This is a genomic window from Klebsiella sp. PCX (assembly GCF_021869705.1).
Lineage (GTDB): Bacteria > Pseudomonadota > Gammaproteobacteria > Enterobacterales > Enterobacteriaceae > Klebsiella > Klebsiella quasipneumoniae.
Genome location: NZ_CP091527.1, coordinates 84,292 through 104,383, shown reverse-complemented (window position 1 = coordinate 104,383; position 20,092 = coordinate 84,292). Strand labels below are relative to the sequence as shown.

General features: G+C 58.5%; 19 protein-coding genes. 12 read left to right on the top strand and 7 right to left on the bottom strand.

The annotated features are described in order from the left end of the window. Positions 1 to 34: 34 nt before the first annotated feature. Complete coding sequence (zinT, locus tag GQR96_RS00490) at positions 35 to 685, bottom strand: metal-binding protein ZinT (protein WP_004203686.1); 651 nt, start codon at positions 683 to 685, stop codon at positions 35 to 37. A gap of 69 nt (positions 686 to 754) precedes the next feature. Between zinT and GQR96_RS00485 the strand changes: the two genes are divergently transcribed. The 3 genes from GQR96_RS00485 (at position 755) to GQR96_RS00475 (ending at position 3,722) form a co-directional block, all read left to right on the top strand. Further along, complete coding sequence (locus GQR96_RS00485; protein ID WP_227524530.1) at positions 755 to 1,696, top strand: AraC family transcriptional regulator; 942 nt, start codon at positions 755 to 757, stop codon at positions 1,694 to 1,696. A gap of 205 nt (positions 1,697 to 1,901) precedes the next feature. After that, the gene (fsa, locus tag GQR96_RS00480) at positions 1,902 to 2,564 is read left to right on the top strand and encodes a fructose-6-phosphate aldolase (RefSeq protein ID WP_048293958.1); all 663 of its coding nucleotides are present in this window, start codon (positions 1,902 to 1,904) and stop codon (positions 2,562 to 2,564) included. Positions 2,565 to 2,618: 54 nt separating this feature from the next. Further along, positions 2,619 to 3,722 carry a bifunctional L-1,2-propanediol dehydrogenase/glycerol dehydrogenase gene (locus GQR96_RS00475; RefSeq protein ID WP_004203683.1) on the top strand — a complete coding sequence of 368 codons (1,104 nt, stop codon included), beginning with the start codon at positions 2,619 to 2,621 and terminating at the stop codon, positions 3,720 to 3,722. Between the two features lie 93 nt (positions 3,723 to 3,815). Here GQR96_RS00475 and metF read toward each other — a convergent pair whose 3' ends face one another. Together metF and GQR96_RS00465 are read right to left on the bottom strand one after the other, a co-directional pair. Further along, complete coding sequence (gene metF / locus GQR96_RS00470) at positions 3,816 to 4,703, bottom strand: methylenetetrahydrofolate reductase (RefSeq protein ID WP_004203682.1); 888 nt, start codon at positions 4,701 to 4,703, stop codon at positions 3,816 to 3,818. A gap of 194 nt (positions 4,704 to 4,897) precedes the next feature. Next, positions 4,898 to 5,839, bottom strand: coding sequence for a LysR family transcriptional regulator (locus tag GQR96_RS00465; RefSeq protein ID WP_065904276.1), 942 nt, complete (start codon positions 5,837 to 5,839; stop codon positions 4,898 to 4,900). Between the two features lie 91 nt (positions 5,840 to 5,930). On the opposite strand from GQR96_RS00465, the gene GQR96_RS00460 reads away from it, so the two are divergent. Then, the gene (locus GQR96_RS00460) at positions 5,931 to 6,302 is read left to right on the top strand and encodes a carboxymuconolactone decarboxylase family protein (RefSeq protein ID WP_004203680.1); all 372 of its coding nucleotides are present in this window, start codon (positions 5,931 to 5,933) and stop codon (positions 6,300 to 6,302) included. A gap of 38 nt (positions 6,303 to 6,340) precedes the next feature. On the opposite strand, the gene GQR96_RS00455 is transcribed toward GQR96_RS00460, so the two are convergent. Further along, on the bottom strand, positions 6,341 to 8,773 hold the full coding sequence (locus GQR96_RS00455; RefSeq protein WP_023291529.1) for a bifunctional aspartate kinase/homoserine dehydrogenase II: 2,433 nt from the start codon (positions 8,771 to 8,773) through the stop codon (positions 6,341 to 6,343). A gap of 2 nt (positions 8,774 to 8,775) precedes the next feature. Then, positions 8,776 to 9,936, bottom strand: coding sequence for a cystathionine gamma-synthase (gene metB, locus GQR96_RS00450; RefSeq protein WP_004203678.1), 1,161 nt, complete (start codon positions 9,934 to 9,936; stop codon positions 8,776 to 8,778). Between the two features lie 267 nt (positions 9,937 to 10,203). On the opposite strand from metB, the gene metJ reads away from it, so the two are divergent. After that, a complete protein-coding gene (gene metJ / locus GQR96_RS00445) occupies positions 10,204 to 10,521 on the top strand; it encodes a met regulon transcriptional regulator MetJ (protein WP_002882924.1) in 318 nt (105 codons plus the stop codon). Positions 10,522 to 10,622: 101 nt separating this feature from the next. Here the strand turns inward: metJ and rpmE are convergent, their stop codons facing one another. Then, positions 10,623 to 10,835 carry a 50S ribosomal protein L31 gene (gene rpmE / locus GQR96_RS00440; protein ID WP_002882922.1) on the bottom strand — a complete coding sequence of 71 codons (213 nt, stop codon included), beginning with the start codon at positions 10,833 to 10,835 and terminating at the stop codon, positions 10,623 to 10,625. Positions 10,836 to 11,087: 252 nt separating this feature from the next. Here rpmE and priA point away from each other — a divergent pair, with 252 nt between their 5' ends. The 7 genes from priA to rraA all read left to right on the top strand — a co-directional run bounded on the left by priA (position 11,088) and on the right by rraA (position 19,055). After that, positions 11,088 to 13,283 (top strand): primosomal protein N', encoded by a 2,196-nt coding sequence (gene priA / locus GQR96_RS00435; RefSeq protein WP_004203677.1) that lies wholly within the window; start codon positions 11,088 to 11,090, stop codon positions 13,281 to 13,283. Positions 13,284 to 13,433: 150 nt separating this feature from the next. Continuing rightward, positions 13,434 to 14,462, top strand: coding sequence for a DNA-binding transcriptional regulator CytR (gene cytR, locus GQR96_RS00430; protein WP_004203676.1), 1,029 nt, complete (start codon positions 13,434 to 13,436; stop codon positions 14,460 to 14,462). Positions 14,463 to 14,555: 93 nt separating this feature from the next. Continuing rightward, on the top strand, positions 14,556 to 15,521 hold the full coding sequence (ftsN, locus tag GQR96_RS00425) for a cell division protein FtsN (RefSeq protein ID WP_004203675.1): 966 nt from the start codon (positions 14,556 to 14,558) through the stop codon (positions 15,519 to 15,521). Between the two features lie 91 nt (positions 15,522 to 15,612). After that, a complete protein-coding gene (gene hslV, locus GQR96_RS00420; RefSeq protein ID WP_002882918.1) occupies positions 15,613 to 16,143 on the top strand; it encodes an ATP-dependent protease subunit HslV in 531 nt (176 codons plus the stop codon). 9 nt (positions 16,144 to 16,152) lie between these two features. Further along, complete coding sequence (hslU, locus tag GQR96_RS00415; protein WP_004203674.1) at positions 16,153 to 17,487, top strand: HslU--HslV peptidase ATPase subunit; 1,335 nt, start codon at positions 16,153 to 16,155, stop codon at positions 17,485 to 17,487. Between the two features lie 69 nt (positions 17,488 to 17,556). After that, positions 17,557 to 18,477 carry a 1,4-dihydroxy-2-naphthoate polyprenyltransferase gene (gene menA / locus GQR96_RS00410; RefSeq protein ID WP_004203673.1) on the top strand — a complete coding sequence of 307 codons (921 nt, stop codon included), beginning with the start codon at positions 17,557 to 17,559 and terminating at the stop codon, positions 18,475 to 18,477. A 92-nt stretch (positions 18,478 to 18,569) separates the two neighbouring features. After that, complete coding sequence (gene rraA, locus GQR96_RS00405; protein WP_002882913.1) at positions 18,570 to 19,055, top strand: ribonuclease E activity regulator RraA; 486 nt, start codon at positions 18,570 to 18,572, stop codon at positions 19,053 to 19,055. A gap of 61 nt (positions 19,056 to 19,116) precedes the next feature. Here the strand turns inward: rraA and pfkA are convergent, their stop codons facing one another. Beyond that, on the bottom strand, positions 19,117 to 20,079 hold the full coding sequence (gene pfkA / locus GQR96_RS00400; RefSeq protein WP_002882911.1) for a 6-phosphofructokinase: 963 nt from the start codon (positions 20,077 to 20,079) through the stop codon (positions 19,117 to 19,119). Positions 20,080 to 20,092 lie beyond the last annotated feature (13 nt).

The following is a 20,092-nucleotide window of genomic DNA, read 5'->3' as shown; positions in this document are numbered from 1 at the left end:
CCCGGCCACCCGGCCGGGGGATTTCTCACCCGTTCTAGTGGTGCAACATCTCATCAACGATCTGTTCTTTATGCAGCGCATACGGATAATAGGTCGGCCAGTTATCCATCTCTTTCAACAACGCTTCCTGTGATTCATTGCCCATGAAAATATGGAAATGCTGCGATTTACGCGGACCAATGATATGGTCGCTGAACTGGACATATTTTGGCGCGTTGGCATCGCCCTGCTGGCACTCGAACAGATAACGTACGCCCTTCTTACCGGAGGCGTAATGCAGAATTTTGTAGCCTGAATAGCGGTATTTGCAGCTGTTGACGGTCTCGCCGACGTGGAACTCAATCACGTCATCTTCAATGCCAATCTGTTCCACATCGGTGGCGTAGCCCTTCTTATAATAGGCGCGATACTCCTCCACGCTCTTGCCGCCGGGCTTTTTCGCCTTCTGCTCCAGCACCGGATCGAGATCGCCGTTGAGCAGATATGGGTTCACCGACTGCCAGACGCCCTCCCAGTCGCTCAGCGCGCGGTCCTGCACATCTTTATCCGCAAAAATGCCTTCGCTGGCCTGACGCTCCACTTCGGTTAGCGCCGGCCCATGGCTATGGTTGCCGTGGGCGAACGCCTGGGCGCTGGCGAGCGCCATGCCGAGTCCCAAGGCCAGCAGGGGGATCTTTCTGGTCATTACTCTCTCCTGAATTTGCTATCAATGGCGACAAATTGTTACGATATAACATAACTCAAATAAGAAGCAATAGCGACAAGCTGGCGCTTTTACCGCTGGAATAATGTCCGGTATGATGAAAAGGGTGATGCACGGGGCGGAACAATGATGGACAACGATATCAATCAACTTATTGATGCATTGCTAAAAAAGCAGACCAGCCTCGGCCGGGTTTATTTCGCCGGCGAGACGCGCTCGCCTGCTGAACCGGTGGTGCAGGTTGATTTTCCCCGTCTGAATATCCTCCTCGATGGGCAATTGCGCGACCAGGCGCTCGGCGATACCGCCCCGCCCCTGGAGACCCATGACGTGCTCTATATTCCTGGCGATAGCTGGAACTGCCCACAGTGGCAGGCGCCCTGCCTGCTGTTAAGCATCCTGTTCGCTAAGCAGCAGCTGGAGTGCTCGCTGCAGCGCTGGAATGGCAAGACGATCGCCGTTGTTGAAAAACTACAGGCGCTGCGTCGCGGGCCGCGCGTCGGTTCCTTTCTGCTGCAGGCGCTCAACGAGATCCGGATGCAGCCGCAGGAGCAGCAAACCGCCCGCAGCATCGTCATCAGCCTGCTCAGCCACTGCCATGATCTTCTCGGCAGCCAGGCGCAAACCTCCTCGCGCAGCCAGGCGCTGTTCGAGGCAATCCGTCAGTACATCGAGGTCCATTACCCGGAGCCGCTGAGCCGGGAATCGGTCGCCCAGGCGTTCTATCTCTCTCCTAACTATCTTTCTCATCTGTTCCAGAAATGTGGGCCAATGGGCTTCAATGAATATCTGAACCACATTCGTCTCGAACAGGCCCGTATGCTGCTGAAGGGCCACGATATGAAAGTGAAAGACATCGCCCACGCCTGCGGCTTCGCCGACAGTAACTACTTCTGCCGCCTGTTCCGCAAAACCACGGAACGCTCGCCGTCTGAATACCGCCGCCAGTACCATAGCCAGCTGACGGAAAAATCATCCCCGGTAAAAAACTAGATTTTTGTGTGTTAAACCTGACTTTTGTGCGCGCTATAGTTTCCTCTCATCCCAGGCAGCGTCGATAAATGTGATCTAAATCATCCTTAATCGCGATGCGTACATTTATCCAGTTTTTGGCAAATTTGTCATCTGGCGATCCTTCAAACGAAAGCCGTATGCTTACCTCAACGACAGCACCGAATTAAGCATTGAGGAAAACACTATGGAACTCTATCTGGATACCGCCAACGTCGCCGAAGTGGAACGCCTGGCCCGCATCTACCCGCTGGCCGGGGTGACCACCAACCCGAGCATTATCGCCGCCGGAAAAACACCGGTCTGGGATGTACTGCCGCGCTTGCAAAAAGCCGTTGGCCCGGAAGGGATTCTGTTTGCGCAGACCATGAGCCGCGATGCGCAGGGCATGGTGGCAGAAGCCAAACGCCTGAGCAACGCCGTGCCGCGCATCGTGGTCAAAATCCCGGTCACCGCCGAAGGCCTCGCCGCTATCAAGCTGCTGAAGAAGGAAGGCATCCCAACCCTTGGCACCGCCGTCTACAGCGCCTCACAGGGTCTGCTGGCCGCGCTGGCCGGCGCAAAGTACGTCGCGCCTTACGTTAACCGCGTCGACGCTCAGGGCGGGGACGGCATCCGCATGGTGCAGGAGCTGCAATCCCTGCTGGAAATGCATGCGCCCGAAAGCAAAGTGCTGGCGGCGAGCTTCAAAACGCCCCGTCAGGCGCTGGATTGCCTGCTGGCTGGCTGCGAAGCCATCACCCTTCCACTAGATGTAGCGCAACAAATGCTCGGCACCCCTGCGGTAGAGTCAGCCATAGAGAAGTTTGAACAGGACTGGAATAACGCCTTTGGCACGCTGAACCTGTAACCGGACCCGCGCGCCGCCTGCGGGCGGCATCACGGTCATCGAGGAGGAATCGTAATGGATCGCATTATTCAATCACCAGGCAAATACATTCAGGGCGCAGGCGCCATCAAGCGCCTTGGCGACTACCTGAAACCGCTGGCCGAACGCTGGCTGGTCGTTGGCGATAAATTCGTGCTGGGATTCGCGGAAGAGATGCTACGCAAAAGCCTGGCCGATGCCGGCCTGGCGGCGGAAATCGCGCCGTTTGGCGGTGAATGTTCGCATAATGAAATCAATCGCCTGCGCGATATCGCCGGCAGTGCGAAATGCACCGCCGTGCTGGGGATCGGCGGTGGTAAAACCCTGGATACCGCGAAAGCGCTGGCCCATTTTATGAAGGTGCCGGTGGCGATCGCCCCTACCATCGCCTCCACCGATGCGCCGTGCAGCGCGCTGTCGGTGATTTACACCGACGAAGGGGAGTTCGACAGCTATCTGATGCTACCGCATAACCCTAACATGGTCATTGTCGATACGCAGATCGTTGCCGGCGCGCCGGCTCGCCTGCTGGCAGCCGGAATTGGCGATGCGCTGGCCACCTGGTTCGAAGCCCGCGCCTGCTCACGCAGCGGCGCCACCACCATGGCGGGCGGGAAATGCACCCAGGCGGCGCTGGCGCTGGCCGAGCTGTGCTACAACACCTTACTCGAAGAGGGTGAAAAAGCGATGCTGGCCGCCGAACAGCACGTGGTCACTCCGGCGCTGGAGCGGGTGGTGGAAGCCAACACCTATCTGAGCGGCGTCGGTTTTGAAAGCGGTGGCCTGGCGGCAGCCCACGCAATTCATAACGGCATGACGGCCATCCCTGACGCTCACCACTATTATCACGGTGAAAAAGTGGCGTTCGGCACCCTGACGCAGCTGGTGCTGGAAAACGCGCCGGTGGAAGAGATCGAGACCGTCGCCGCGCTATGTCACAGCGTTGGGCTGCCGATCACCCTGGCGCAGCTGGATATCAAAGGCGACATCCCGACCAAGATGCGCCTGGTGGCGGAAGCCGCCTGCGCTGAAGGCGAAACCATTCACAATATGCCGGGCGGGGTTAACTCCGACCAGGTCTACGCCGCGCTGCTGGTCGCCGACCAATATGGCCAGCGCTTCCTGCAGGAATGGGAATAATCCAGAGCAAAACAAAACACCCGGCGTCAGCCGGGTGTTTTTTATGTTTATCTGCCGGACGTGTCGCCCACTGGCGGCGGAAACGGCAAGCACTCAGGCCGGACGCACGCCCAGCGTATGGCAGATGGCGTAGCTCATTTCGGCGCGGTTCAGGGTGTAGAAGTGGAAATCTTTTACCCCTTCCCGACTTAAAATCTTCACCATGTCCATAGCGATGTTAGCCCCCACCAGCTGACGGGTTTCGGCATCGTTATCGAGACCTTCGAACATTTTCGACATCCACACCGGGATACGAACGTTGGTCATATCCGCAAACTTTTTCGCCTGTTTAAAGTTGGATACCGGCAGGATACCCGGAATAATTTCCACGTCGATGCCCGCTGAGACGCAGCGATCGCGAAAACGCAGGTAGCTTTCCACATCGAAGAAGAACTGGGTGATCGCGCGGTTGGCGCCTGCCTCGACTTTGCGTTTCAGGTTGAGTAAATCCGCCTGCGCGCTTTTCGCTTCCGGATGCACTTCCGGATACGCGGCAACAGAGATATCGAAATCCCCCACCTCTTTCAGCAGGCTGACCAGATCGGCGGCATACATCTCCGGTTTACCGCTGCCCGGCGGCAGGTCGCCGCGCAGCGCGACGATATGGCGGATGCCGTTGTTCCAGTAATCCTGGGCGATAGTGCGCAGCTCATCGCGAGTCGCATCGATACAGGTCAGGTGCGGCGCCGCTTCCAGACCGGTTCGCTCTTTAATGCCCTTGATGATGCTGTGGGTGCGATCGCGCTCGCCGGAGTTCGCGCCATAGGTCACCGAGACAAACTTCGGTTTCAGACTGCTCAGGCGATCGATGGATTTCCACAGGGTTTGCTCCATTTCACTGGTGCGCGGCGGAAAGAATTCAAAGGACACATTAATCTGGCCCTGGACTTCCGCCAGGCTCTGATTCAGGGCTTCCCGCTGATTGGCGTGAAAAAAGCTCATACCTTACCTCATCAATCGCATGTAATGGCTGTTGTATTGCGAACTTCTATACGTTTAGACGTCCAGATGTAAAAATGACGGAAAAGCGCGCGGGCGTCAATAGAAAAATCTGCGTAAAGAGTGAGGAAAAGGCGGCCAATATGAAAAAAATTCATCTACCGGCGCTTTGCCAGCCGAAAGAGCCCGCTCTGCGGTCAACATGGGGTAGAACGATATTCAGCATGGGACGAGCCAGTCGTCAGGTGCTCATCCAGCAGTGAGAGCCATTGCCGCACGGCTCCTGCCTGGTGAGGCGCATAGATCACCCCAAGGCTTAACGGCATGCTGTCGCCTTCAGCGACAGGACAGAACACCACCCCCTGACGCTGGATTGCGGAAAAGGACGCCGGCAGGAGGATCATGCCTTCCCCACGCGCAATTCGCGCCAGCAGCACATCATGTTCGGCAGGCTCTTCCACATAAGCGGGGGTATAGCCAGCCCGGTCGAAAATGCGTCGCGTATAGTCAAAGAAATCGGGGTTACGCTCACGTTTAAACCAGAACAGCGGCCGGTGATTGAGCGCGCTTAGCGTTAACGCTGATGTGGCGGCTTCCGGCCAGGAGGTTGGCACTGCCGCGATAAGCGGCTCCTGATACGGCAATGGGTGCAGGTGCAGCCCTTCAGTATTGAGCGGCAGCGCAACCAGCGCTGCATCGAGTTTGCCTTTGCGCACCTGCTGAGCCAGCGCCGGTGAAGCGTGGCGGGTGATATGCAACGCGCGGGTATGTTCGCTCAGCGCAGATTCAACAGCGGCGAAAATGCCTTGTTCGAAGGCGGTCGTCACGCCCAGACGCAGAGACGGCGGTGAGTGAACGGAGAGCTCACTCAATGCCGCCAGCGTGCGTTCCTGGAGCGCCAGCATGGGCCGAATCATTGCCAGCACCTCTCTGCCCGCGTCGGTAAGGATCAGGCCTTTGCTATGGCGCTGAAACAGCGTCACCCCCAGCTGCGCTTCCAGATGGCGCATATGGCGACTCAGCGGCGGCTGCGAGATAAATAACCGCTGCGCCGCCCGGCTGATGTTATTTTCCTCCGCCACCACCGCAAAGGCGCGCAGCAGGCGGATATCGAGAGAATGCAATCGCGAAGTTGTCATACTGAAAAGGTATCACGAAAAGGGTATTACTCAAGTCCGGCAAACTTCCCTACCCTTCCTCTCAACGCTTCATCACAGAGAGGAAAAAACGATGTCCAGCGAACGTTATATCACCGGTCAGGAAATGCTTCAGCGCGTGGACGGTCACGGCGGGGAAGCCGTCGTCGACAGCCTGCGGGATATCGCCCCCGACTTCGCCCGCTATCTGATTGAGTTCCCCTTCGGCGATATTTACGCCCGGCCAGGGCTTGATTTGCGCAGCCGGGAAATCGCCACCATCGCCGCGCTCACCGCGCTGGGTAACGCCGAGCCGCAGCTGAAAGTGCATATTGCCGCGGGATTAAATGTTGGTCTGACGCAAGAGGAAATTACGGAAGTGATCATGCAGATGGCGGTCTACGCCGGATTCCCGGCGGCGCTAAACGGCCTGTTTGCCGCTAAAGCGGTTTTTGCGGCGCACTAACAAAAAAGACCAGGCCTGGCCTGGTCTTTTTCTCGGGATTACAGTAGCTGCGCCAGACGGTTAATATCCGACTGGATCGCCCCGGCGGTCACGTCACGCCCGGCGCCGGGCCCGCGGATCACCAACGGATTATCACGATACCAGCGGCTTTCGATAGCAAACACGTTATCGCACGGCAGCAGCGCCGCCAGCGGGTGCTCTTCGCGTACCGCTTCCACGCCGACGCGAGCTTTGCCGTTGGCATCAAAGCGCGCCACGTAGCGGAGCACCAGCCCCATCTCGCGGGCCGCCTCCAGGCGCTGCAGCATCTGCTCGTTCAGCTCTTCGCCATTCTCAAAGAAGTGATCAACCGAACCCTCTTCACAGTGCGCCGGGACCAGTGATTCCACGCGCACCTGATCCGGTTCGATGTCATAGCCCGCTTCCCGCGCGAGGATCACCAGCTTGCGCATCACATCTTTACCGGACAGATCGACGCGCGGATCCGGCTCGGTCAGCCCCTGCTGCCACGCCTGATCCACCAGGTCGGTGAACGGCACGGTGCCATCGAACTGCAGGAACAGCCAGGAGAGCGTTCCCGAGAAGATACCGCTCAGGCCGAGGATGGTATCGCCGCTGTCGATCAGGTCGCGCACCGTATGGTTCACCGGCAAGCCGGCGCCCACGGTGGCGTTATACAGCCAGTGGCGCCCCGTCTTCTCAAACGCGTCGTGGATCTGGCGATACTTATCGCTGCTGCTGGCCCCCGCCAGCTTGTTGGCGCTGATCACGTGGAAGCCATGGCTGGCGAAATCAAGATACTGGTCGGCCAGCTGTTCGCTGGCGGTGACGTCCAGCACCACTAAATCATCGTACGGGTGCGCGCGCATCCACAGGAACAGCGACTCTTCATCCTGCTCCACCGCTTCATCGTTGAAGAAAGCTAGCGCCCGGCTGGCGTCCAGCCCGTCATAGTTCAGCAGACTGCGTTTACTGTCGACCACGCCGGCGAGAACAAACTCAAAGCCGGTGCGCGCCGAGAGCGTGGTTTGTTCACGGGCGAACAGCTCCAGCCAGCGGGAACCGATGTTTCCTTTGCCGAACAGCATCAGGCCAATACGCTTTTCGGCACGAAACAAGGACTGGTGCAGCCCCTGGATCAGGCTTTCCGTCGGCCCGGCGCGCAGTACGGCCACCAGGCTGATTCCTTCTTCCGACTGCCAGGTGAACTCCACTGGCTGCCCTTTCAGCTGCTGCCAGAAACGGTGGCAGTGCAGGGGGTTACGGGTGACGCCAGCGCCCACCATCGCCACCAGCGCCAGCTTCTGACGCAGACGCAGCTCGCCCGGCAGACCTGCTTCATCGAGCAGCTTCAGCGCGCTGTCGGCCACCTCGGAGGTATAGCAAAACTGCAGCAGCTTGCGGTCGGCATGGACGCCAACGGCTAACGGGCGCAGCTGGGCGCGTTTGAGCAGGGCGTCCAGCTCTTTATGCGCCAGTTTGAAATCGTGACCGGCCGGCACCTGGAACTCCACCAGGCAGACGTCGTCATGGCTGGTGACAATCCGGGCGCCAGTACCGGAGGCCAGTACGCGCTCAATGCGCGTGGAACCCTGTTCCGGCGTATAGCTGCAGCGTAACTGCAGATCGATATCGCTGGCGGAAACCGGCTGTAGCGTGCGGGCATGGAGCACCGGCGCGGCCAGACGCGCCAACTCGCTGGCTTCGTCCAGACGCAGCAGCGGCAGCAGACAGGCGTCTTTCACCTTGCGCGGATCCGCGCTGTACACCCCGGCGACGTCGCTCCAGATAGTGACTCGGGAGGCGCCCGCCAGCGCGCCGATCTGGGTGGCAGAGTAGTCAGACCCGTTACGGCCCAGCAGGACGGTTTCACCGGCCTGGTTGCGGGAGATAAAGCCGGTCACCACCAGACGTTTGTTAGGATGCTGCGCCATCAGCTGCTGCAGCAGTGGATAGGATAATCCTTCATCCACCTGCGGCTGCGCGGCACGTTCCGCGCGCAGGAACGCGCGCGCGTCAAGCCAGGCGGCTTCCATTCCCAGCTGGTTGAGAACCGCCGCCATCAGGCGCGCGGACCACACTTCCCCATGGCCGACCACTTCCGCATAGACCGCTTCGGAAACCCCGCCGTCCAGCAGACCAGCCAGACGCTCAAGGTCGTGGATAAAGGCGGCTATCAGCGTATCCGCCGCCGCAGGCTCCACCAGACCGCCAATCAGCTCGGTGTGATAGCGGCGAAGCGACTGCTGAACCTGATGCGCAGCAAGGCGATCGCTCTGGCTAAGCTTAAGCCAGCTGATCAGCTGGTTGGTGGTGCTGCCAGCGGCGGAGACGACCATCATGTCCCCCGCCTGCGAATACTCCTTCATGATCCCCGCGACGCGCAGGTAACATTTCGCATCCGCTAAACTACTCCCACCAAATTTGTGCAGCTGACGACCCTTCGCCCCTGCCTGCGCAATCACACTCATCTTTATTCCTCGTTTGCTGCCCGGAAGCCATTTTCCAGGTCGGCAATTAAATCTTCACCATCTTCAATACCGGTCGAAATACGCAGGAGCGTTTCTGAAATTCCGGCGGCGGCACGCGCTTCAGGCGCCATGCCGGCATGCGTCATCGTTGCCGCATGGGAAATCAGGCTTTCAACGCCCCCCAGCGATTCCGCCAGTGTAAACAGCGACAGCCCGCTCAGGAAACGGCGCAGCGTCTGCTCGTCACCGTCCAGCTCGAAGCTTAACATTGCGCCAAAACCTTTTTGCTGACGCGCCGCAATTTCATGCCCCTGGTTTTCCGGCAGCGACGGATGATACAGCTTTTTCACCAGTGGCTGGGTTTTCAGATACTCGACAATCGCCAGGGCATTACGCTGCGCCACTTCCATGCGTGGAGAAAGCGTCCGCAGCCCGCGCAACAGCAGATAGCTGTCGAAGGCGCTGCCGGTGACGCCAATATTATTCGCCCACCATGCCAGTTCGGTGACAGTCGCCGGATCGTTGGCAATCACCACCCCGGCCACCACATCAGAGTGACCATTAAGGTATTTAGTACAGGAGTGCAACACCAGATCGGCGCCCAGCGCCAGCGGGTTTTGCAGCGCCGGACTCAGGAAGGTGTTATCGACCACGCTGATCGCCCCGGCTTCGCGCGCCAGACCACAGATTTTCGCAATATCCACTACCCGCAGCAATGGATTACTTGGGCTTTCGACCAGCACCAGCTTCGGTTTTTCCGCCAACGCCGCCCGCAGCGCCTGCTCATCGTTTTGATCGACGAACTGAACGCGATAGCAGCCGCGCTTCGCCAGGCTATCGAACAGACGGTAGCTGCCGCCGTAGCAGTCATGCGGCGCCACCAGCAGATCGCCAGGCTTAAGGAACACCGTCGTCACCAGCAGGATCGCCGACATACCGGTATTGGTCAGCACCGCGCCAGCGCCGCCCTCCAGCTCCGCTAAGGCACGCTGCACCACATCACGCGTCGGGTTGCCGCGGCGGGAGTAGTCGTGAGCGCGAGGTTCATTAAAGTCGGTGAAGTTATAGGTACTGGAGAGGTGGATCGGCGGGACAACGCAACCGTACTGCTCGTCGTCATTTAAACCGCTACGCACTGCGATGGTGGCCTGTTTACGCGTCATGTTGGGAAGTTCCTGGGCTGAATCGGTGAAAAGTCAGGCTCCAGAGTAATCATTGTCACAATAGACGTCAATACATCTGGACATCTAAACTTCTTTGCGTATAGATTGAGCAAAGTGCAAATAGCCGTTAAAATTATATGCATTAGCGCACGTCGGCGGCGGCTTATCTCATGTCAGAAAGCCTGCGCTTACGGTAAACTACGCGCAATTATAGCCCGGGCGGAATATTCTGGCCCTTCACTAATAAACAGAGGATTAAGGTATCTCATGGCTGAATGGAGCGGCGAATATATCAGCCCATACGCTGAGCACGGTAAGAAGAGTGAGCAAGTAAAGAAAATTACGGTTTCCATTCCTCTGAAGGTGTTAAAAATCCTCACCGATGAACGTACGCGTCGTCAGGTGAATAACCTGCGTCACGCGACCAACAGCGAGCTGCTGTGCGAAGCGTTCCTGCATGCCTTTACCGGACAACCGTTGCCTAACGATGAAGACCTGCGTAAAGAGCGCAGCGATGAGATCCCGGAAGCGGCGAAAGCGATTATGCGTGAACTGGGTATCGACCCGGATACGTGGGAATACTGAGACAATAAAAAGGGCGGAAGCACTCTTCCGCCCTTTTTCTTTCTCGCCCAGGCAGGCGAGAGACACAAAAAAGCCGCCCTGAGGCGGCTTCTTCTGGCAACTTACTTGCTGCCCGGGATGCTGAAGCGCTTGTTGAAGCGGTCAACACGGCCACCGGTAGCAACATCACGCTGTTTGCCGGTGAAGAACGGGTGGCATTTGCCGCACACGTCGAGGTTCAGGTCATGACCTACAGTGGAGCGGATTTTCATGACATTACCGCAAGAACAGGTAGCAGTAATTTCGTCGTAATTTGGGTGAATACCTTTTTTCATGGGAGAACCTCAGTTAAGGCCGCGTCGCTCTTCCAGCCCTAACGCCAGACACCACGCGATATTAGTAATTTCCCGTCGCCCTCTACGCTGCTGACAGCGTGAAGCACACGGTAATGGTCAATCTTCAATGCGATATAAAGCGCATCAAAGGCGGCGAATCATACAGAATTTGACCAGCATATGCAAACTGATCCGCGCCGCCTTATCGTAATGTGTATACTATCCCGCCAGATTTCAAGTCAGGAAGATGACATGCCCGTCGCCCACGTTGCCCTACCCGTTCCGCTACCGCGCACCTTTGACTATCTGCTGCCTGACGGCATGGCGGTCAAAGCGGGCTGTCGGGTGCGGGTGCCGTTCGGCAAACAGGAGCGGATCGGCATTGTCGCGGCGGTCAGCGAGCGCAGCGAGCTGCCGCTGGACGAGCTAAAACCGGTCGCGGAAGCGCTGGACGACGAACCGGTCTTCTCCGGTACCGTCTGGCGGTTGCTGATGTGGGCGGCTGAGTACTACCATCACCCGATCGGCGATGTGCTGTTCCATGCGTTGCCCATTCTGCTGCGCCAGGGCAAACCCGCCAGCGCTACGCCGCTGTGGTACTGGTTCGCCACCGAGCAGGGGCAGGCCGTCGATCTTAACGGTCTGAAACGCTCGCCGAAGCAGCAGCAGGCGCTGGCGGCGCTGCGCCAGGGCAAAATCTGGCGTCATCAGGTCGGCGAACTGGAATTTAATGAAGCGGCGCTGCAGGCGCTGCGCGGCAAAGGGCTGGCGGAGCTGGCCTGCGAAGCGCCTGCCCTCACCGACTGGCGCAGCGCGTATTCGGTGGCTGGCGAACGCCTGCGTCTTAATACCGAGCAGGCCACCGCCGTCGGCGCGATCCACAGCGCCGCCGATCGCTTCTCCGCCTGGCTGCTGGCGGGTATTACCGGCTCCGGGAAAACGGAAGTGTATTTGAGCGTGCTGGAGAATGTGCTGGCGCAGGGGCGCCAGGCGCTGGTGATGGTGCCAGAGATCGGCCTGACGCCGCAAACCATCGCCCGTTTTCGCCAGCGCTTTAACGCGCCGGTGGAAGTCCTGCACTCCGGGCTCAATGACAGCGAACGTCTCTCGGCCTGGCTGAAGGCGAAAAACGGCGAAGCGGCCATTGTGATCGGCACCCGCTCCTCGCTGTTTACCCCGTTTAAAGACCTCGGCGTCATCGTCATCGACGAAGAGCATGACAGCTCCTACAAGCAGCAGGAGGGCTGGCGCTACCATGCCCGCGACCTGGCGGTATGGCGCGCCCACAGCGAACAGATCCCGATAATTCTCGGCTCGGCGACGCCGGCGCTGGAGACCCTGCATAACGTCCGCCAGGGCAAATACCGCCAGTTAACCTTAAGCAAACGCGCGGGCAATGCGCGCCCTGCCCAGCAGCACGTGCTCGATCTCAAAGGGCAACCGCTGCAGGCAGGTCTGTCTCCCGCGCTGATTGGCCGTATGCGTCAGCATCTGCAGGCGGATAACCAGGTGATCCTGTTTCTTAACCGCCGCGGCTTTGCGCCAGCGCTGCTGTGCCACGACTGCGGCTGGATAGCGGAATGTCCGCGCTGCGACAGCTACTATACGTTGCACCAGGCGCAGCACCATCTGCGCTGCCACCATTGCGACAGTCAGCGCCCTATCCCGCGCCAGTGCCCCTCCTGCGGCTCCACGCACCTGGTGCCGGTGGGTATCGGCACCGAACAGCTGGAGCAGGCCCTGGCGCCGCTGTTTCCTGACGTGCCTATCTCGCGTATCGACCGCGATACCACCAGCCGCAAAGGGGCGCTGGAAGAGCATCTCGCCGCCGTCCATCGCGGTGGGGCGCGTATTTTAATTGGCACCCAGATGCTGGCCAAAGGCCACCACTTCCCGGACGTCACCCTCGTCTCCCTGCTGGACGTCGACGGGGCGCTGTTTTCCGCGGATTTCCGCTCCGCCGAGCGTTTCGCTCAGCTCTATACCCAGGTCTCCGGGCGAGCGGGGCGGGCAGGAAAACAGGGCGAAGTGATTCTGCAAACCCACCATCCGGAACACCCTTTGCTGCAGACCCTGCTGTATAAAGGCTACGACGCTTTCGCCGAACAGGCGCTGGCAGAGCGGCAGACAATGCAGCTACCGCCGTGGACCAGCCATGTGCTGATTCGTGCGGAAGACCATAACAACCAGCAGGCGCCGCTGTTTTTACAACAGCTGCGCAATCTGCTGCAGGCCAGTCCGCTGGCCGACGACAAGCTATGGGTGCTCGGTCCGGTTCCGGCGCTGGCGCCGAAGCGCGGCGGCCGCTGGCGGTGGCAGATATTGCTGCAGCATCCTTCGCGGGTGCGCCTGCAGCATATCGTCAGCGGTACGCTGGCGCTGATCAATACGCTGCCGGAGGCGAAAAAAGTGAAGTGGGTGCTGGATGTCGATCCTATTGAAGGGTAAGCCTTCTCTTGCGAGCCGGATCGAAAAATTCAACAAGCATCACGTTTTTCATGAAAATTCTGTAACTCACTGCCGCGACTATCTGATAAAAAAGATGCAGCAGTTAGCGCGCAAGGGAAATGCCAGCGCCATTCAGCGAGGAGAAACCAGGTGAAGCCCAAAAAACAAGTGGTTGCCGCCACCATGAAAGACGTCGCCTTAAAGGCAAACGTTTCCACGGCAACCGTGTCCCGAGCGTTGATGAACCCTGATAAGGTGTCGCAAGCCACCCGTAACCGGGTCGAGCAGGCGGCGCTGGAAGTCGGCTATTTACCGCAGTCGCTCGGACGCAATATGAAGCGCAACGAATCGCGGACGATCCTCGTGATCGTCCCGGATATCTGCGATCCCTTTTTTAGCGAAGTGATCCGCGGTATTGAAGTCACTGCCGCCGAGCATGGATATCTGGTGTTAATCGGCGATTGCGCCCACCAGAATCAGAAAGAAAAAACCTTTATCGACCTTATCATCACCAAGCAGATTGACGGCATGGTGCTGCTCAGCTCGCGCCTGCCGTTTGACGCCAGCGTGGAAGAGCAGCGCAATTTGCCACCGATGGTCATGTCGAACGAGTTCGCGCCGGAACTGGAGCTGCCCACCGTCCACATCGATAACCTGACGGCGGCCTTTAACGCGGTAAACTACCTTCACGAGCTGGGACACCAGCGTATCGGCTGCATCGCCGGCCCGGAAGATATGCCGCTGTGCCATTATCGCCTGCAGGGTTACGTGCAGGCGCTGCGCCGCAGCGGTATCACCGTTGATCCGCACTATATCGCTCGCGGCAACTTTACCTTCGAAGCTGGCGCCAATGCGCTGGAGCAGCTGCTGTCGCAGCCGGTACCGCCCACGGCGGTCTTTTGCCATAGCGATGTGATGGCGCTGGGCGCCTTATCGCTGGCGAAACGCCGCGGTCTGAAAGTGCCGGACGACCTGTCGATTGTCGGCTTCGATAACATCGCGTTGTCTGAATTTTGCGATCCGCCATTGACCACCGTGTCACAGCCGCGTTTTGATATCGGCCGTGAAGGAATGCTGCTATTACTTGAGCAAATGCAGGGTCATAACGTGAACAGCGGCTCGCGCCTGCTCGATTGCGAACTGATAGTTCGCGGCAGTACGCAAAAAATCAGACGATAACCATCAGGCTTTCGGGCCTGCTCTTCTGGTCAAAGGCCCGCCGCTTAAGTAACATGGCGGGCTGACGAACGAATATAAGACAGCGAAACGATAGTGGCACAACGAGATTATGTACGCCGCAGCCAACCGGCTTCTTCGCGGCGCAAAAAGAGCACCACCCGAAGCTCAAGGAATAAGCAAAGCAGCCTTCCGGCAATTTCACCGGCTATGGTGGCGATCGCGGCGGCTGTGCTGGTGGCCTTTATCGGTGGACTCTATTTCATTACGCACCATAAGAAAGAAGAAGCGGAAGCGATGCAAAATCGCCAGGCCGCCGGCAACGGCTTGCCGCCAAAACCGGAAGAGCGTTGGCGCTATATTAAAGAGCTGGAAAGCCGACAGCCGGGCGTTCGCGCGCCGACCGAACCGACCGCCGGCGGCGAAGTGATGAAACCGGAGCAGCTGACTGACGAACAGCGCCAGCTGCTGGCCCAGATGCAGGCCGATATGCGTCAACAGCCGACTCAGCTGACCGAAGTGCCGTGGAACGAACAAACGCCGGCCCAGCGCCAGCAGACGCTACAGCGCCAGCGTTTAGCGCAGCAACAGCAGCAGGCGCAACAGCAACAGTGGGCGCAAACTCAGCCGCAGACCGTGCAGCAGCCGCCGCGCGTTCAGCAGCCGAAGCCGGTCCAGCAGCAACAGCCGAAGCAGACCGCGTCAAACCAGCAGCCGTACCAGGATCTGCTGCAGACGCCAGCGCATACCAATACCACGCAGCCGCGTACCCAGGCCGCGGCGCCGGTAACTCGGGTGGAAGAAGCGCCGAAAACCACCGCCGAGAAGAAAGACGATCGTAGCTGGATGATCCAGTGCGGCTCCTTTAAAGGCGCCGAGCAGGCCGAAACCGTCCGCGCTCAGCTGGCTTTCGAAGGGTTTGCTTCGCACATCACCACCAACAACGGCTGGAACCGCGTGGTCATTGGCCCGCTGAAAGGCAAAGAAAGCGCCAACGAGATGATCACCCGCCTGAAGATGGCTGGACACGCGAACTGCATTCGTCTCGCCGCCAGGGGTTGAAACCCTCAAAATCCCCCCCATCTATAATTGCATTCGGCCCCGCGGACAGCGCGGGGCCCCTGTTCCGCTTTTGCAACCAAGGGGTCTGCTCGTGACTACAATTGTAAGTGTTCGCCGTAACGGCCATGTTGTTATTGCCGGTGATGGCCAGGCCACGCTGGGCAACACCGTAATGAAGGGCAACGTGAAAAAAGTGCGTCGTCTGTACAACGACAAAGTGATTGCCGGTTTCGCTGGCGGCACCGCCGACGCCTTCACGCTGTTCGAACTGTTTGAACGTAAACTGGAAATGCACCAGGGCCATCTGGTGAAGGCCGCCGTTGAGCTGGCTAAAGACTGGCGAACCGATCGGATGTTGCGCAAGCTGGAAGCGCTGCTGGCCGTCGCGGACGAAAACGCGTCGCTTATCATCACCGGTAACGGTGACGTGGTACAGCCGGAAAACGATTTGATTGCTATCGGCTCCGGCGGTCCTTACGCCCAGGCCGCGGCCCGCGCGCTGCTGGAAAACACCGATATGGGCGCGCGCGATATCGCCGAGAAAGCGTTGGATATTGCAGGTGATATCTGCATCTATACCAACCATTTCCACACCATCGAAGAATTACCTTCTAAAGCGTAAGGATCTCCCATGTCTGAAATGACCCCACGCGAAATTGTCAGCGAACTGGACAAACACATTATCGGCCAGGACGCCGCCAAGCGTTCTGTTGCTATCGCCCTGCGTAACCGCTGGCGCCGGATGCAGCTTAACGAAGAGCTGCGTCATGAAGTCACGCCGAAAAACATTCTGATGATCGGCCCAACCGGCGTCGGTAAAACCGAAATCGCTCGTCGTCTGGCGAAACTGGCCAACGCGCCGTTTATTAAAGTTGAAGCGACGAAGTTCACCGAAGTGGGCTATGTCGGTAAAGAAGTGGATTCTATCATCCGCGATCTGACCGATGCGGCGATCAAAATGGTTCGCATGCAGTCCATCGAAAAGAACCGTTACCGCGCGGAAGAGCTGGCTGAAGAGCGCGTACTTGACGTGCTGATCCCACCGGCGAAGAACAACTGGGGCCAGACTGAGCCGTCGCAGGAACCGTCTGCGGCGCGCCAGGCGTTCCGTAAGAAACTGCGTGAAGGCCAGCTGGACGATAAAGAGATTGAAATCGATCTCGCCGCGGCGCCGATGGGCGTTGAAATCATGTCCCCTCCGGGCATGGAAGAGATGACCAGCCAGCTGCAGTCCATGTTCCAGAACCTCGGCGGCCAGAAGCAGAAACCGCGTAAGCTGAAAATCAAAGACGCGATGAAGCTGCTGATTGAAGAAGAAGCGGCCAAACTGGTCAATCCGGAAGAGCTGAAGCAGGAAGCCATCGACGCTGTAGAGCAGCACGGTATCGTCTTTATCGACGAAATCGACAAAATCTGTAAGCGCGGCGGCAACACCTCCGGCCCGGACGTCTCCCGTGAAGGCGTACAGCGCGACCTGCTGCCGCTGGTGGAAGGCTGCACCGTCTCCACCAAGCACGGGATGGTCAAGACCGACCACATCCTGTTCATCGCCTCCGGCGCGTTCCAGGTGGCCAGCCCGTCCGATCTGATCCCGGAACTGCAGGGGCGTCTGCCGATCCGCGTTGAGCTGAAGGCGCTCACCACCCATGACTTTGAGCGCATCCTGACCGAACCGAACGCCTCCATCACCGTGCAGTACAAGGCGCTGATGGCGACCGAAGGGGTGAATATCGAATTTACCGAAGACGGTATCAAGCGTATCGCTCAGGCCGCATGGCAGGTAAACGAAACCACCGAGAACATCGGCGCGCGCCGTCTGCACACCGTGCTGGAGCGCCTGGTGGAAGATATCTCCTATGATGCCAGCGAGATGAACGGCCAGACCGTCACTATCGATGCCGAATATGTGAGTAAGCACCTGGATGTTCTGGTGGCAGATGAAGATCTGAGCCGTTTTATCCTATAATCCGGTGCAATGCATTTTCATCACTGTTGATGGGGGCTATCGCCCCCATTTTTATTGGCTAGAATAACTATGACTGATATCAGCCGTTCTCAGGCGTGGCTGGAAAGCCTGCGTCCTAAAACGTTACCGCTGGCATTTGCCGCGATTATTGTTGGCACCGTCCTTGCCTGGGAGCAGGGGCATTTTGATCCCTGGGTCGCCCTGCTGGCGCTGATCACCGCCGGCTTGCTGCAAATTCTTTCCAACCTCGCCAATGACTACGGCGACGCGGTCAAGGGGAGCGATAAACCGGACCGCATCGGGCCGCTGCGCGGGATGCAGAAAGGGGTGATTACCCCCCAGCAGATGAAGCGCGCCCTGATTGTCACCGTCGCGCTGATCTGTCTGTTTGGTCTGGCGCTGCTGTGCGTCGCCTGGCAGAGCGTCGGCGATTTCATCGGCTTCCTCGCGCTGGGTGGCTTGTCGATCGTGGCCGCCATCACCTACACGGTGGGCACCCGCCCGTATGGTTATATCGGCCTTGGTGATATTTCGGTACTCGTTTTCTTCGGCTGGCTGAGCGTCCTCGGCAGCTGGTATCTGCAAGCGCATAATGTGGAAGCGGCCATCTTTCTGCCGGCAACGGCCTGCGGTCTGCTGGCGACCGCCGTGCTGAACATCAATAACCTGCGTGATATCGACAGCGACCGGCAGAACGGGAAGAACACCCTAGCCGTGCGCCTGGGGCCGGTGAATGCCCGCCGCTATCATGCCTGCCTGCTGCTCGGCGCCCTGCTGTGTCTGGCGCTGTTTAACCTGCTGGCGCTGCATTCAGCCTGGGGCTGGCTGTTTATTCTCGCTACGCCGCTGCTGGTCAAACAGGCGCGTTACGTCCTGCGCGAATCCGATCCGCTGGCGATGCGGCCGATGCTCGAAAAGACGGTCAAAGGGGCTTTACTGACCAACCTACTGTTTGTTATCGGGATTATTGCCAGTAAGCTGGCGGCTTAACTGACAAATATCAATTAACAATTGATGATTTTGCCAACAATGCGATTCGCGGGATATACTAAAAACTCTCGCAGCAACTGAACGTTAAGCCTATGAAATACGATACTTCCGAGCTTTGTGACATCTACCAGGAAGATGTCAACGTCGTGGAACCGCTGTTCTCTAACTTTGGAGGACGGTCGTCGTTTGGTGGACAGATCATTACGGTAAAATGTTTCGAGGATAACGGGTTGCTCTACGATCTGCTCGAGCAGAATGGCCGTGGTCATATTCTCCTGATCGACGGCGGCGGCTCAGTACGACGCGCGTTAATTGACGCTGACCTGGCGCGTCTGGCCGTACAGAATGAATGGGAAGGGTTGGTGGTCTATGGCGCGGTGCGCCAGGTTGACGACCTTGAGGAACTGGATATCGGCATCCAGGCGCTGGCGGCCATTCCGGTCGGCGCGGCTGGCGAAGGCATCGGCGAAAGCGACGTGCGCGTCAATTTCGGCGGCGTGACCTTCTTCAGCGGCGACCATCTGTATGCCGATAACACCGGGATGATCCTGTCGGAAGACCCGCTGGATATCGAATAAGCCTTGCGCCATAAAAAAGGCCTTCTCCATGAGAAGGCCTTTTGTTTATCCGGCGCGTAACTTAGTACAGTTTCTTCGCGCAATCCAGCCAGTCGTTCTTGAACGGACGCTTCATGTTCTCGATGGCATCGATGATGTCGTGGTGCACCAGCTTCTCGTTCTGGATGCCGACGCAACGGCCGCCATGGCCCTGCAGCAGCAGCTCAATCGCATAGGCGCCCATGCGGGAAGCCAGGATACGGTCGTAAGGAACCGGGGAACCACCGCGCTGAATGTGGCCGAGGACGGTGGCGCGGGTTTCACGGCCGGTCTCTTTCTCGATGTAGCTTGCCAGCTCGTCAACGTCGCACATGTGCTCGGTGATCGCCACGATAGCGTGTTTTTTCCCTTTCGCGATGCCGGCTTTGATTTCAGCCACCAGATCGTCGCGGGTATATTCCACTTCCGGCACCATGATGAACTCACAGCCGCCAGCAATCGCCGCCGCCAGAGTCAGGTCGCCGCAGTAACGGCCCATCACTTCCACCACGGAGATACGCTGGTGCGAAGAGGAGGTGTCGCGCAGACGGTCAATCGCTTCCACCACGGTGCTCAGAGCGGTGAAGAAGCCGATGGTGTAGTCAGTGCCTTTGATATCGTTGTCGATGGTGCCCGGCAGGCCGATGCAAGGGAAGCCCATCTCGGTCAGGCGCATCGCCCCCATATAGGACCCGTCACCACCGATAACCACCAGCGCGTCCAGGCCGCGCTTCTTCATGTTTTCGATAGCCACAGCGCGGATGTGTTCTTCGCGGAATTCCGGGAAGCGAGCGGAGCCCAGGAAGGTGCCGCCGCGGTTGATCATGTCGGAAACGCTGTAACGGTCGAGCTGAACCATACGGTCTTCGTACAAGCCGAGGTAACCGTCATAGATTCCAAAAACTTCCAGACCTTCCGTTAATGCCGCGCGCACAACGCCACGAATTGCTGCGTTCATGCCCGGCGCATCACCGCCACTTGTCAACACACCGATTTTCTTAATCATGACTACCTCTGAA

Coding starts and splice junctions, on each gene's coding strand:
- zinT (WP_004203686.1), bottom strand. CDS start 685: ATGACCAGAAAGATCCCCCTGCTGGCCTTGGGACTCGGCATGGCGCTC.
- fsa (WP_048293958.1), top strand. CDS start 1,902: ATGGAACTCTATCTGGATACCGCCAACGTCGCCGAAGTGGAACGCCTG.
- GQR96_RS00475 (WP_004203683.1), top strand. CDS start 2,619: ATGGATCGCATTATTCAATCACCAGGCAAATACATTCAGGGCGCAGGC.
- metF (WP_004203682.1), bottom strand. CDS start 4,703: ATGAGCTTTTTTCACGCCAATCAGCGGGAAGCCCTGAATCAGAGCCTG.
- GQR96_RS00465 (WP_065904276.1), bottom strand. CDS start 5,839: ATGACAACTTCGCGATTGCATTCTCTCGATATCCGCCTGCTGCGCGCC.
- GQR96_RS00460 (WP_004203680.1), top strand. CDS start 5,931: ATGTCCAGCGAACGTTATATCACCGGTCAGGAAATGCTTCAGCGCGTG.
- GQR96_RS00455 (WP_023291529.1), bottom strand. CDS start 8,773: ATGAGTGTGATTGCGCAGGCAGGGGCGAAGGGTCGTCAGCTGCACAAA.
- metB (WP_004203678.1), bottom strand. CDS start 9,936: ATGACGCGTAAACAGGCCACCATCGCAGTGCGTAGCGGTTTAAATGAC.
- metJ (WP_002882924.1), top strand. CDS start 10,204: ATGGCTGAATGGAGCGGCGAATATATCAGCCCATACGCTGAGCACGGT.
- rpmE (WP_002882922.1), bottom strand. CDS start 10,835: ATGAAAAAAGGTATTCACCCAAATTACGACGAAATTACTGCTACCTGT.
- priA (WP_004203677.1), top strand. CDS start 11,088: ATGCCCGTCGCCCACGTTGCCCTACCCGTTCCGCTACCGCGCACCTTT.
- hslU (WP_004203674.1), top strand. CDS start 16,153: ATGTCTGAAATGACCCCACGCGAAATTGTCAGCGAACTGGACAAACAC.
- menA (WP_004203673.1), top strand. CDS start 17,557: ATGACTGATATCAGCCGTTCTCAGGCGTGGCTGGAAAGCCTGCGTCCT.
- rraA (WP_002882913.1), top strand. CDS start 18,570: ATGAAATACGATACTTCCGAGCTTTGTGACATCTACCAGGAAGATGTC.
- pfkA (WP_002882911.1), bottom strand. CDS start 20,079: ATGATTAAGAAAATCGGTGTGTTGACAAGTGGCGGTGATGCGCCGGGC.